Source organism: Paraliobacillus sp. PM-2, assembly GCF_001368815.1.
GTDB lineage: Bacteria > Bacillota > Bacilli > Bacillales > Amphibacillaceae > Paraliobacillus.
This window is the reverse complement of record NZ_CTEI01000001.1, coordinates 1,121,264-1,134,550: the sequence shown is the minus strand read 5'-3', so window position 1 is coordinate 1,134,550 and position 13,287 is coordinate 1,121,264. Positions and strand designations below refer to the sequence as shown.

The 13,287-nt window shown below is 33.4% G+C and carries 15 protein-coding genes; 12 read left to right on the top strand and 3 right to left on the bottom strand.

The features are described from left to right. Window positions 1-48: 48 nt before the first annotated feature. The 4 genes from pstC (at window position 49) to phoU (ending at window position 3,473) form a co-directional block, all read left to right on the top strand. Window positions 49-1,005, top strand: coding sequence for a phosphate ABC transporter permease subunit PstC (pstC, locus tag BN1058_RS05400; protein ID WP_090853975.1), 957 nt, complete (start codon window positions 49-51; stop codon window positions 1,003-1,005). Next, the gene (pstA, locus tag BN1058_RS05395) at window positions 1,006-1,890 is read left to right on the top strand and encodes a phosphate ABC transporter permease PstA (protein ID WP_090853973.1); all 885 of its coding nucleotides are present in this window, start codon (window positions 1,006-1,008) and stop codon (window positions 1,888-1,890) included. A 13-nt stretch (window positions 1,891-1,903) separates the two neighbouring features. Next, window positions 1,904-2,743: a phosphate ABC transporter ATP-binding protein PstB gene (pstB, locus tag BN1058_RS05390; protein ID WP_090853970.1), complete on the top strand. Its 840-nt coding sequence runs from the start codon at window positions 1,904-1,906 to the stop codon at window positions 2,741-2,743. 70 nt (window positions 2,744-2,813) lie between these two features. Next, window positions 2,814-3,473, top strand: a complete 660-nt coding sequence (phoU, locus tag BN1058_RS05385; protein WP_090853967.1) for a phosphate signaling complex protein PhoU — start codon at window positions 2,814-2,816, stop codon at window positions 3,471-3,473. 15 nt (window positions 3,474-3,488) lie between these two features. On the opposite strand, the gene BN1058_RS05380 is transcribed toward phoU, so the two are convergent. Beyond that, window positions 3,489-4,004 carry an endolytic transglycosylase MltG gene (locus tag BN1058_RS05380; RefSeq protein ID WP_090853963.1) on the bottom strand — a complete coding sequence of 172 codons (516 nt, stop codon included), beginning with the start codon at window positions 4,002-4,004 and terminating at the stop codon, window positions 3,489-3,491. Further along, window positions 4,001-4,360 carry a helix-turn-helix domain-containing protein gene (locus BN1058_RS05375; protein ID WP_090853961.1) on the bottom strand — a complete coding sequence of 120 codons (360 nt, stop codon included), beginning with the start codon at window positions 4,358-4,360 and terminating at the stop codon, window positions 4,001-4,003. The genes BN1058_RS05380 and BN1058_RS05375 overlap by 4 nt, the downstream gene beginning before the upstream one ends. Window positions 4,361-4,549: 189 nt before the next feature. On the opposite strand from BN1058_RS05375, the gene rpmG reads away from it, so the two are divergent. The 4 genes from rpmG (at window position 4,550) to BN1058_RS05355 (ending at window position 7,250) form a co-directional block, all read left to right on the top strand. Then, window positions 4,550-4,699 (top strand): 50S ribosomal protein L33, encoded by a 150-nt coding sequence (gene rpmG / locus BN1058_RS05370; RefSeq protein WP_090853958.1) that lies wholly within the window; start codon window positions 4,550-4,552, stop codon window positions 4,697-4,699. 92 nt (window positions 4,700-4,791) lie between these two features. Then, complete coding sequence (locus BN1058_RS05365) at window positions 4,792-5,343, top strand: 5-formyltetrahydrofolate cyclo-ligase (protein ID WP_090853955.1); 552 nt, start codon at window positions 4,792-4,794, stop codon at window positions 5,341-5,343. A gap of 57 nt (window positions 5,344-5,400) precedes the next feature. After that, window positions 5,401-5,586 carry a hypothetical protein gene (locus BN1058_RS05360; protein ID WP_090853952.1) on the top strand — a complete coding sequence of 62 codons (186 nt, stop codon included), beginning with the start codon at window positions 5,401-5,403 and terminating at the stop codon, window positions 5,584-5,586. A 95-nt stretch (window positions 5,587-5,681) separates the two neighbouring features. Then, window positions 5,682-7,250: a rhomboid family intramembrane serine protease gene (locus BN1058_RS05355; protein WP_090853948.1), complete on the top strand. Its 1,569-nt coding sequence runs from the start codon at window positions 5,682-5,684 to the stop codon at window positions 7,248-7,250. Here the strand turns inward: BN1058_RS05355 and BN1058_RS05350 are convergent. Then, complete coding sequence (locus BN1058_RS05350) at window positions 7,226-8,092, bottom strand: hypothetical protein (protein WP_090853945.1); 867 nt, start codon at window positions 8,090-8,092, stop codon at window positions 7,226-7,228. The two genes, BN1058_RS05355 and BN1058_RS05350, sit on opposite strands and share 25 nt — an antisense overlap. A gap of 177 nt (window positions 8,093-8,269) precedes the next feature. Between BN1058_RS05350 and BN1058_RS05345 the strand changes: the two genes are divergently transcribed. The 4 genes from BN1058_RS05345 to BN1058_RS05330 all read left to right on the top strand — a co-directional run bounded on the left by BN1058_RS05345 (window position 8,270) and on the right by BN1058_RS05330 (window position 13,239). After that, the gene (locus BN1058_RS05345) at window positions 8,270-9,727 is read left to right on the top strand and encodes a spore germination protein (protein WP_090856010.1); all 1,458 of its coding nucleotides are present in this window, start codon (window positions 8,270-8,272) and stop codon (window positions 9,725-9,727) included. A gap of 129 nt (window positions 9,728-9,856) precedes the next feature. Further along, a complete protein-coding gene (locus BN1058_RS05340; protein ID WP_090853942.1) occupies window positions 9,857-10,075 on the top strand; it encodes a YqgQ family protein in 219 nt (72 codons plus the stop codon). Next, the gene (locus BN1058_RS05335; RefSeq protein ID WP_090853938.1) at window positions 10,068-11,030 is read left to right on the top strand and encodes an ROK family glucokinase; all 963 of its coding nucleotides are present in this window, start codon (window positions 10,068-10,070) and stop codon (window positions 11,028-11,030) included. The genes BN1058_RS05340 and BN1058_RS05335 overlap by 8 nt, the downstream gene beginning before the upstream one ends. A 265-nt stretch (window positions 11,031-11,295) precedes the next feature. After that, window positions 11,296-13,239 (top strand): LTA synthase family protein, encoded by a 1,944-nt coding sequence (locus BN1058_RS05330; protein ID WP_090853935.1) that lies wholly within the window; start codon window positions 11,296-11,298, stop codon window positions 13,237-13,239. Window positions 13,240-13,287: the final 48 nt, after the last annotated feature.

The following is a 13,287-nucleotide window of genomic DNA, read 5'->3' as shown; positions in this document are numbered from 1 at the left end:
GAGGGTTGTGGCTCTCTTCTTGTTGCTAGTAGTAAAGGGGGGTAAGACATGAAAGCTAATAATCATGTAAATACAGAAAGCACAGTTCAAGTAAGAAAATTACTAGAAAAAAATAAAAACTCAAAAAATTTATTGGCAATTGGTGAAAAATTTATACCTAAATTTTTATTACTGATTGCATTAGTATCTGTCTTAACTACGATCGGAATTGTTGTAACGCTAGTGACTGAAACGTTTGAATTTTTTCAACGTGTTTCTGTTGCTGAATTCTTTACTGGAACCATTTTAAAACCACTAAGTCAAAATCCTGAGTTTGGTATTCTGCCACTCATTAATGGAACGATTATTTCCTCGATTATCGCAATGTTAGTTGCTGGACCAATTGGAATAATGACAGCAGTTTATTTGAGTGAGTATGCAACAGATCGCGTACGAAGGATTTTAAAGCCAATGTTGGAGCTATTAGCAGGTATACCAACTATTGTTTACGGGTTCTTTGCTTTTACTTTTGTTACGCCATTATTACGAGAGATCATTCCTGGTTTAGAAGCAACTAATATCCTTAGTCCGGGTATTGTAATGGGAATTATGATTATTCCAATGATTGCATCACTATCTGAAGATGCCATGAGTTCTGTTCCAAATGCGATGCGAGAAGGTGCATTAGCATTAGGGGCAACTAAATTAGAAGTAACCTTTCGTGTCATTATTCCAGCTGCTTTGTCTGGTATTATATCCTCCTTTGTACTGGGGATTTCTCGAGCAATTGGGGAAACCATGATTGTTACCATTGCCAGTGGAAGTTCGAAAAATTTTACATTCGATATTACACAATCGATGCAAACAATGACTGCTTATATTGTTGAAGTTTCAGGTGGAGATGCACCAGCAGGTTCCACTATTTACTATAGTTTATATGCTGTTGCAATGACATTGTTTGTATTTACTTTAATAATGAATATTATTGCTAGATATATCTCCAAGCGTTTCAAGGAGGAATATTAGATGAAATATATAGATGCGGAAAAAGTTAAAAATAAAATGGGGACAAGGTTGATATTAAACAATATTTTAAAATCAGTATTTCTCTTAGCTACATTATTTGGATTGATTGTTCTTGCTGTTTTAATTATACGTGTGCTAACAGAAGGGATAAGTTATATTGATTTAAATTTTCTAACAGGTAAACTTTCTACAAACCCAGATAGAGCAGGAATTATGGGGGCAATATTGGGAACGTTGTGGCTAATGGCTGTTGTAGTACCTGTAACCATGTTTCTTGGTATAGGTACAGCCATTTATAATGAATTATATGCTTCAAAAGGTCGTTTTCAACAAATCATTCAAACGAATATAGCGAATTTGGCAGGTGTTCCATCTATTGTTTATGGTATTTTAGGCATGACCATTTTCGTTCGTGCACTTGATTTTGGAAATATTGTCTTAGCTGGTGGTTTGACGATGTCATTGTTAATCTTACCAATTGTTATTGTTTCTAGTCAGGAAGCAATTCGCGCAGTACCACAACATTTTAGTGAGGCTTCTTATGGATTGGGAGCTACCAAATGGCAAACAGTTAAAAACATTATTTTACCAGCGGCTTTACCGGGTATTTTAACTGGAACCATTCTTGCATTATCTCGTGCTATTGGTGAAACGGCGCCACTAGTTGTGTTAGGGATTCCTGCATTGTTACTGCCATTCCCGGGTGGGATTTTTGATAAATTTACTGTTTTACCAATGCAGATTTACTACTGGACAATTGATTCTTCTTTAGTTGATGAATATGCTTACTTAGCTTCAGCCACAATTATCGTATTGCTTGTTATGTTGTTCTTATTAAACTCAGTAGCAATTATTATTCGTAATAAATTCCAACAAAGGTATTAATTGAGGTGAGACGATGAGCTTGGTAATAGAGAAGAAAGGGAAGGATAAACAAATGAATCACAATGCAGATAGAATGAACGATACAAACAAAGAAAATAACAAAGTAGTATTTCATACGCAAGATTTAAATTTATGGTATAATTCAACACAAGCACTTAAAAGCATAAATTTACCAATATATGAAAAGAAAGTAACAGCAATCATTGGCCCTTCAGGTTGTGGAAAATCAACCTATCTAAAAACATTAAATCGTATGGTGGAGTTAGTGCAAGGTGTAAAAACATCTGGAACAATAACGTATCGTTATAAAAATATTTTAGATCGGTCATTTAAAGTGGAAGAGTTAAGAACAAATGTTGGAATGGTGTTTCAAAAGCCAAATCCTTTTCCTAAATCGATCTATGAGAACATTGCATATGGACCTAAAATTCATGGTATAAAAAATAAAAAAATACTTGATCAAATTGTAGAGAAAAGTTTACGTGGTGCGTATATATGGGATGAAGTAAAGGATCGTTTAAAAGAAAATGCGTATGGTCTATCAGGAGGACAGCAACAACGTCTATGTATCGCCAGGTGCCTGGCAATTGAACCAGACGTCATACTCATGGATGAACCAACTTCCGCACTTGATCCAAAATCAACATTGAAAGTAGAAGAGCTTATTCAAGAATTGAAAAAAGATTATTCTATTGTAATTGTGACACACAATATGCAACAAGCAGCACGTATTTCTGACTATACAGCCTTTTTGTTAAACGGGGAACTAGTTGAATTTTCAGATACAAATACGTTGTTTTCAACACCAAAGGATAAACGAACAGAGGATTATATCACAGGGCGTTTTGGCTAGAAGTGATGCAAGCTTTAAAGGTTGTCATACCTAATTCAAGAGAAATTGGTAGAAGGGGGCACGTAATCCAATGGTCGCAAGAGAGCAATTTGAATTGGAGTTAGAAGAGGTAAAGAATAAAGTTATTTTATTAGCTCAAAAAGCAAAAAAACAACTGAATGATTCTGTAACTGCTTTGTATCAAGCAGATATTAAAGCTGCAGAAGAGGTAATTGATGCAGATAAAGAATTAGATAAAATTGATTTAGATATTAATGAAACATCTATTCTTTTAATTGCACGCCAACAACCCGTAGCTTCTGATTTGCGCAAATTAATTGTCGCTATTCGTACGGCGTCAGATTTAGAACGAATGGCGGATAATGCAAAAAATATTGCACGATCAACGCTGCATTTAGGTGAGAAGCATGATTTAACGATTCACCCAGCACTCGATGAAATGCGTGAAGTTGCTATTCGTATGATAGATTTAGCAATAGAATCATATCGGGAAGCGGATATTTCTCTAGCTAAAAAATTATCTGAATTAGATGATTTAATCGATGGCATGTATGCAAATGTATTAAAAGAGCTATTAGAAGAAACGGCCACAAATCCCCAAAAGATTCAATTAATTATGCAAATGGCATTCAGTGGAAGATACATTGAGCGATTTGGAGATCATTTAACAAATATAGCTGAAAATATTATGTATTTAGTAAAAGGGCAATCCTTAGATTTAAACGAATAAAACGAAAGCAGCAGGTTAGGATTGTCCTAGCCTGCTGCTTTCGTTTTGATTGGCAATTGTATTAGATATTTCTTCGATACTCATTTTACTTGTTAATTCAAAGTTACCAATTTGTATGTTCGTTGCATAATTATTTTCCTGTAAATAGGTAGTGAGAGCATTTTTATTTTGTATAATTTTAGCATGAACTAATTTTTCTGCTACTTCAGAAATAGTCATACCCGGTTCAATGGTCAGCGTAAAAATACGTACTTCCTCTGGTTCGCTATTTTGGTTGTTTTCTTCCACCACTGGTTCATTTAATTTGTCCGATTCTTTCTCTGTCTCATAATGCTCATCTTCTTTTTGAGTCACATCTGAATCAGCTGAAATGATATATCCCTGTGTTTCAAGCGCTTGTTTCATTTGATTGGTTGTTAACGTATTTTCTTTATTTTGACTTGTTTCATTTTTTTCGATAAGATAAATCACACTTAAAATTAGAGTTGCTGTCAGTAATCCGGCTGCAAATGAGCGTAATATTTGTTTCATTGCTTAACGCCTCTATCTTTAGAGAATTGTTTAACTAAAGTATAAACATCATACTCACTTAAGTTTGTTAATTTGGCAATATTAGATATTGACTCGCCCGATTCATACATTTGTGTAACTCGTTTCATTGTGGGTGTTAGATTGGGTTTTTGTAAATCTAAACTGGTTATCTCATCTGTCAAAAGCTCTTCTTCTAAGATTTTTATCTTTTTTTTCATTTGATAAGTATCTTGTAATGCTGTTAGAGAAATTTGTTCTACTTGATTTTCTATTTGTTTAAAACGATCATTAACGAAAAAAGATACTATCATTAAAACAATAGCAACAACGCCTATACTAATTAATGCGAATAACACAAACTGTCCCCTCCCGTTTCTTTTCAACCTTAGTTATAACACAATTTGTCGAATCAGAACAATATATTAGAAAAATATCTGATTACATTACAGATATGCTTGAATTATTTTGGTAGATTTGATAATATAAATAAGTCTGAAGATGATATTTTTAAATTGAAGATAGTTGAACAGTTTGGAGGGATAATGATGCGCGTAAATATTACACTTGCTTGCACTGAAACTGGTGATCGCAATTATATTACTACAAAAAATAAACGTAAACACCCAGAACGTTTGGAATTGAAAAAATATTGTCCACGTTTGAAAAAACATACGCTTCATCGTGAAACAAAATAGTACGATAATAAAACTCTTACCGATTTAGGTGAGGGTTTTTTTGCATTTTATTAAGTTGTATTCATTAAGTGATAAATGGGGAGGGAAAGGGAATGGTCAATCAGAAATCCGTTTTACGCGAAGAAACGAAACAAAAGCTTATACAACTATCTCAGGAAAAAAAGCAAATAATTCAAGAAAAATTGTATAGCAAATTGTGGGTTACTCCAGATTGGAATCAAGCTGAAATTATTGGTTTAACCATTTCACAAGGCTACGAATGGGATACAAAACCAATAATAGAAGAAGCTTGGAAACAAGGGAAGAAAGTTGTCGTTCCCAAATGCTATCCTAAACAAAAGCATTTAATATTTTATCAATTAGAAGACTTTAACCAACTAGAAACAGTTTACTACCAATTACAAGAACCAGACCCTAATCAGACGATAGAGATTTCATCTGATTGTATTGATTTAGTAATTGTCCCCGGACTTGTTTTTGATTACAATCATTATCGAATTGGTCATGGTGGTGGTTATTATGACCGTTTTTTAGAAAATTTTAAGGGAACTACCATTTCTTTAGCATGGTCTGAACAATTAATTCGTTCCATTCCTGTTGAACCATTTGATATTTCAATTAATGAATTAATTGTATGCTCATAATTTAGCTTGATCGTGGAAAGCTATAGTAGAATAAAAATATGGAAGGAAGCGATCAATATGCGTAATGCTTGGTGGATCATTGGCCTAGCTTTTGGTGGTGCGTTGCTTTTTAGTAAGAGATATAAAATTATTAATTCACTTTTGGCAATCACCCTTATTCGAAAAATGATCGTAGCAATAGGTATGCGACTACCTTTAGTAAGAGAACAAGTGGTATCTGATCTATTTCAACCAACAAAATAAAGGAGTCTGAAGGAGATGTTTTTCATGCATTTCCTTCTTTTATTATATTGGTTAATGGTACAATAGTTGTAAGGTAGTTAAAAGGGGGAGGTAGGATGCAAATAGACAATCTATTTTATTTTTATCAATTAGTCAATCACTTAGTTGACCATGAAAAATTTGAAATAGTATACATACATAAGAGTCAAACAGAAGTATGGTTACAAAGAAAAAATAGATACGAAAATCAAGTTATACGTTTAACACAATCTGGATTTGATTGGAAAAACCAATTAAAAGCAGATTATAAACATACGATTTATCAAAGTGAAAAACTTGCCCCACATTTCTTAGGGCGTCATATTAAATTATACAATGTCTACGTCTCTCAATACGCTCCTGTAGATGATTGGGAAGATCTAAAATACCCCTCTAAGTTACGCCATCATAAATTTAAAGAGATTGAAACTTTTTATATAGATAAAGAAAATCGGCAACTGGAGCAAAGTAGATTTTTCCGTGCATTAGAAATAGATCAAATACAAATAGAATCACCAGAAAATATTTGGGAACAAGAGCGTATGACCCAGCAATTACGTGCTAAGTTAGTCACGAGTTATAATAAACAACAAAGAGATAGACAAAGAGTGTTTCAATACGGTAAACCTTTGTTTACCTATGTCATACTTGGATTAAACGTTCTTATGTTTCTGTGGCTAGAACTGCAAGGAGGAAGTACAGATACTGAAGTGCTAATTGAATATGGAGCTAAGTATAATCCCGCTATCTTGAGAGGAGAATGGTGGCGAATTGTCTCTTCGATGTTTCTACATATTGGATTGTTGCATTTAATGATGAATATGCTTGCACTTCATGTTGTTGGTACAGTTGTAGAACGAATCTATGGTAATACACGTTTCTTCATTATTTATTTTATTGCAGGTATAGTAGGTGGAGTTACAAGTTTTGCATTTAGTCCACAAGTAGCAGCAGGAGCATCTGGAGCAATATTTGGCTTGTTTGGTGCATTGTTGTATTTTGGAATAAATCATAAAAGGATCTTTTTTCAAACAATGGGATGGAATGTGATAGGTGTCATTTTATTCAATATAATATTTGGACTTGTTGTTCCTCAAATTGACAATGGTGCTCATATCGGTGGATTATTAGGTGGCTTTCTTGCTGCTGCAATTGTATATTTTCCAAAAAAGAAAAAATCATTTCAGCAAATTGCCGCAACAATGGTAACCATTAGCTTAACTTTTTTAGTTGTTGATTATGGTTTGTCAAATGAATCGGTACAACAGAAAGCGAATCAATTTGAAATTTCACGTCAATTACAACGCATCAATGAATTCGTACAACAAGAAGACTATGAGTTAATCATTCATACAGCTACAACAGCTCTAGAACAAGAACCTAACAAATATCAAGCAGAATTATTGTTTTATCGTTCCTATGCCTATCTTTATTTAGAGCAAACATCTAATGCATTGTCTGATTTACAAGAGTTAGTGCGGATTGCTCCTAATAAAATTCCTGAAGCGCATTATAATTTAGCATTGATTTACCTTGATCGAAAGGAATTGAAAAAAGCCAAAACGGCACTAGAAAAAGCAATTGAATTACGTCCTAATAATGAAACCTTCACATCGCTTTATCAAGAAACATTTGAAGAATCATAATATTGAATTAACTGTTTTTTCTCTCCATTTTGATCTTGGTATAACACTCGTAAGTGAGTGCCCTTCTTATCAAATAAGACTAATGGAACAAAACTATTAACGGTTGAATTTGTTTGATCATAAGGAAGGATGTAGTTACTATACAATCCTTCCCATAGCTGTGCGATTACTTTCTGTGTTTCCTCAATCGTTAAATTTGGAATCGGTGTTGTTTCATATTGGCTAATAACAGTTAACGGAACATAATGATAGGCATCCATGGGTAGTTGAAAATAGTCAATTAATTTTTTCCAATGTAAATGTAATTGTTGAATCGTTGCATGGTCTAGCGCCTCTTTCCATTCTTCCTGGTTTTTGTTTTCTGGAACTCGAAACGATTCTAATGGCGTATACGCTGAATCAAATATATATAATTCATCCTTTGACATTTTTTGCACACTCTTAATTACGTCTTCAGGGTAGTGTACCTCTGCATGATGATACGAAATTGCTTGATAATGGCTACTTCCTTCACCATTTATGGTGGTTCTTAACTTTATAATAGGCATTTCTTCTTGCCATTTACTTTTAATTCCTTTTAATCGGCCGTCAACGTATAGTAGAGAAATATCTTGTCGCAAGTAAACAGGTTGATCTACTTCAGACATGGATTCCCAATCAATTTGATATATATTTTTATTTGATTCAGTTAAGAAATGTAGTTTTGTCTCTGCCTGAGTAAATGTCACATTTGAATCAAATGGGAAATATTTCATGGTTGTATCTATTTCCTCTTTTTGTAGTATCCAATAAGTGAATCCTATAAAAATACATGTTGTTATTATGATTGAAAGATAGCGCATTTGATCACCCTCAGCCCTTTAATTAATATATATATATGTCCAAGCTTTCTCACTTATGAAAGTATGGATTTGATTAATCTGTACATGCTATGGGTAGACTCTCACATTAGCTTAGTCACCTTAAGATTCGTTACATATGTGATAAGCTGAAAAAGGTCTTATGAAGTGAAGGAGTGTCTGCCCGTGGCAAAGAACAAGCTAACTAAATCGTTCCAAAAAAATGTAGATTTTTTAAATGACTATTTAGGTGTGGAACAGAGTTTTGATGTCATTCAATTAGACCTGCATTATGCAGGAAGAAATATGTCTATGTTTTTAATAGATGGATTCGCTAAAGATGATATTTTACATTATTTAATGCGATTTTTAGCAGAACTAGAAGAAGAACAATTAGAACCTGATACATTACTAAAGCTTTTGCGAACCTATATTCCTTATGTTGAATTAGATACTGAGGATGACTTGATTACAGCCGGTGACACAGTATTAGCCGGTCCTACAGCTTTGGTTGTAGAAGGTTTAGATAAAATAATAATGATAGATGCACGTACTTATCCTGTTCGTGGTCCAGCAGAGCCAGATTTAGAAAGAGTAGTAAGAGGATCAAGAGATGGTTATGTAGAGACAATTGTTTTTAATACAGCATTGACTAGAAGAAGGATTAGAGACCGGTCTTTACGAATGGAATATACTAGTATTGGAAGAAGGTCTAAATCAGATATATGTATTTGCTATATTGAAGATATTGCTGACTCTGGAAAAGTAAAATTACTAAAAGATCATTTAAAGCAAATTGATACGGATGGTCTGCCAATGGCAGAAAAAACAATTGAAGAATATTTGAGTGGAAGACATTGGAATCCTTATCCGACGATTCGGTATACGGAAAGACCAGATACAGCAGCCGCTCATTTGTATGAGGGGCACATTATTTTAATTATTGATGGTTCTCCTAGTGTCATGATCGTACCAGCTACATTTTGGCACCATCTACAGCATGCAGAAGAATACAGACAAAAGCCGTTAGTCGGTGCATATTTAAGAATTGTCAGGTTTCTTGCAGTAATTGCTTCCATTTTTATCTTACCTTTTTACTTTCTGGTTTCATCGCAACCCAATTTGTTACCTGATTCATTGGCTTTTTTAGGTCCTGAGGAGTTAGGCGTTATACCATTGTTGTTGCAATTTTTAATAGCAGAAATTGGGATAGATATGTTACGAATGGCTGCCATCCATACACCAACCGCCCTTGCTACAGCTTTGGGTCTAGTTGCTGCTATTATGATAGGGCAAGTAGCAGTAGATGTGGGGTTATTTTCAAATGAAGTGGTACTTTATTTATCTGTTGCCGCGATGGGAACATTTGCAACACCAAGCTATGAACTTAGTTTAGCAAATCGAATTGTTCGAATTGTATTATTGTTTGTGACAGCTCTTTTTGGTGTCAAAGGTTATGTTATTGGTATAACGGGTTGGTTAATATATCTTATTCAAATGAACACATTTAAAACCGGTTATTTCTGGCCGTTCATTCCATTTTCAGGAAAAGCGTTATTTGATGTTATGGTTCGAACACCTATTCCATTAAAAAGTAAACGACCCGCATTTTTAGATCCGAAAGATCCTGATCGTTAAGTTGATCAGGGTCTTTCGTTTATTAATATTTATCTTACTAGTCACAAAGAGAAATTTTAAATAAATGAGAACAATTTATTTTATGTTAATATTTTGTTATGAGTTTGATATAATAGAATAGGTGATATAATGAGAACAGTTTATGATGTACAACAATTATTAAAAAAATTTGGCACGTTTATCTATATTGGGGATCGGTTAGCTGATCTCCAAATGATGGAATCAGAAGTGAAAGAACTATATTATGCACAATGTATATCTACAGAAGATTATCAAATGGCAATTTTATTATTAAGACAGGAAATGTCTCAAGTCAAAGATAAGGAAGGGGATACAATGAATGAATAGGAAATTCATTGGAGTAGACATTGGGGGAACCACAATTAAAATAGGCATTTTCACAAATGATGGTGAATTGATAGATAAATGGGAGATAGCAACAGATAAGAGTGATAGTGGCTCTCGAATTCCTGCAGATATATGGCAATCAATTGAACACAAAATTACTGAACATATGATTACATTATCTACTATCGGTGGTATTGGTGTCGGTGCGCCTGGTTTCATTGATGCTAAAACAGGAAAGATTTTAATAGGTGTGAATATTGGTTGGCGTGATTTTGAATTAGGTAATGTACTTCATGAATTATCCGGACTACCTGTATATGTAGATAACGACGCAAACATAGCGGCTATAGGAGAGAATTGGAAAGGTTCTGGCGATTTAGTAGAAGATTTAATTGTCGTTACCTTAGGTACTGGTGTTGGTGCCGGTATCGTTGCTAATGGCCATATAATTAGTGGTACCAATGGAATGGCTGGTGAAATTGGTCATATTACAGTGGAGAAAGATGGAGGAGTACCATGTAACTGTGGTCGTTCTGGTTGTTTAGAGACGGTAACATCTGCCACAGGCATTGCACGTCAAGCAACTGAAGCAGTTAAAGCAGGGGAAGATACAACATTGATGGAACGTTATCAAATGAATAAAAAACTAACTGCAAAAGATGTTTTTGACTCAGCAAATGAAGGGGATATCGTATCACAAGCCATCATCAATCATGTTACAGATGTATTAGGCTATACGCTTGCGAATGTAGCCACAGTTATTAATCCATCTAAAATTATCATTGGTGGCGGCGTTTCAAAAGCAGGAGAACATTTATTAGGTCCTTTACGAACTGCTTTTAAAAAATATGCATTACCTAGAATTAATGAAGGTTGCGAATTTGAGATAGCTGCATTAGGTAATGATGCAGGAATATACGGCGGAGCATATCTAGTTAAGCAGACAATAGGATAAAGTACTCATTATTGAATTGTAGAATAGTGTTCGAGTAAGATGAAAAATAATCCTTTTTCTAAAAGGGTTTATTTTTTTGGCAACTTTGAATAAAATAGAGTATTATTAAATAAAAGTAAAAAATTATTAATTTAAAGTAAAAAAGGGTGAAACTTTTTTTTTGTTTAATTCGTCTTATAATATAGAAAGATTGAGAGTGAAAAAATAAAAAACAAACACCAACTTTTTAAATGATAATATTTTGGAGTAGGAGGAAGCAGTATTTATGTTTCATAGAATGAATAAAATCCCTTTATATGTAATTGGTAGCTTATTATTTGGGATAAAGACATATATCGTTTACCGCTTCTTGTTTAATATTGAACTAGATAATATTATGCAAGAAATTATTTTATTTATTAATCCATTTGTTTCAGCGTTTTTAGTATTTGCAATTAGTGTATGGTTAAAAGAAGAACGCCAGATGAAGTTTATTAGATATGCTTCATTAATAGGTTCTTTTATTTTGTATTTTAATCTAATATTCTATCGAAATTTTACTGATTTTCTCACCATACCAGTTTTATTTCAAGGGAGTAATGCAGCTGATTTAGGTTCGAGTGTTCTTGCATTAATTAATATTCCGGATATTTTGCTGTTTTTAGATGTAGCGATTATTTGGTATGTGAGCAAGAAATACGGTAATTCTTTAACAGTTTCATATAAAAAGCGAAAGAAAGTATTGGCTTTTAGTCTATCAATTGCATTTTTATTAGGAAACTATATTTTAGCTGAGATCGAACGTCCACAATTATTGCAACGTACGTTTGATCGCGAATATCTAGTGAAAAATATCGGGATCTTTAATTACCATATTTATGACATTGTGCAGCAATCAAAATCAAAAGCACAACGTGTATTTGCGGATGGTAATGAGTTAACAGAGATTGCAAGTTATATGAACAACAATACAACGGATAACAGTCAGACTGATTTAGCTGGGATAGCTGAAGATAAAAATGTAATATTTGTTTCTCTAGAATCCCTTCAAAGTTTTGTAATTAACAATACATTACATGGAGAGGAAATCACACCATTTTTAAATGACTTAATTGGTGATAGCTATTATTTCGAAAATTTTTATCATCAAACAGAACAAGGGAAAACTTCAGATTCAGAGTTCTTAGTTGAGACAGGGTTATATCCATTACCTAGTGGAGCAGTTTTCTTTACGCATGGTCAAAATGAATATAACTCAACTGCAGAGTTATTAAAAAACAATGGGTATAGTACATCTGTTTTTCATGCAAACAACAAAAGTTTTTGGAATAGAGATGTTATGTATAACAATTTAGGGATAGATCAGTTTTATGATGTAGATGCTTATGAAGTAACAGATGAAAATTCAGTAGGTTGGGGTTTGAAAGATAAACCATTTTTTGAACAGTCTATTAAATATTTACAAGCATTACCAGAACCGTATTATAGTCGTTTTATTACTTTAACGAATCACTATCCTTTTGATTTAGCCGAGGAAGACGCTACGATTGATAAATTTGATTCAAATTCGAAAACGTTAAATCAATATTTTCAAACGGTTAGATATATGGATGAAGCAATTAAAGATTTCTTTGATCAGTTAAAGGCAGCGGGAGAATATGAAGATTCTATTATTGTGCTTATGGGTGATCACTATGGGATTAGTGATTTTCATGACAGAGCAATGGCTCAATATTTAGAAAAAGATGAAATTACAGCTTACGATCATATTCAACTTCAAAGAGTACCATTTATGATCCACATACCGGGTGAAGATGGTAAAGTAATCTCTAAGATTGCTGGTCAAATTGATGTTAAACCAACACTAATGCATTTGCTTGGAGTAGATGATAGTAATGATTTAAGCTTTGGTACAAATTTATTTGGTGACAATCGCAAGGAGTATATTGCATTGAGAGATGGAAGTTTCATAAGTGATGATTATATCTACACGAAAGATCAATGCTTTAATCGAGAAACAGGAGAATTGATTACTTCAGAAACAGACGATATAAAAGGTGAAGCTGAAAATGCTATTCCAAATAAATGTGAGCCAATAGAACAACAAGTGCAGCAGGAACTTACCTATTCAGATCAGATCATCTATGGTGATTTATTCAGATTTTATGATTTCAACAATAAGAATATTGACAGTGATGAAAATAATAGTAATGAAAATAAAAAAAAATGAGGATCCAGTCTTTGGATCCTCATTTTTTTATTATATTGAGATGTATAG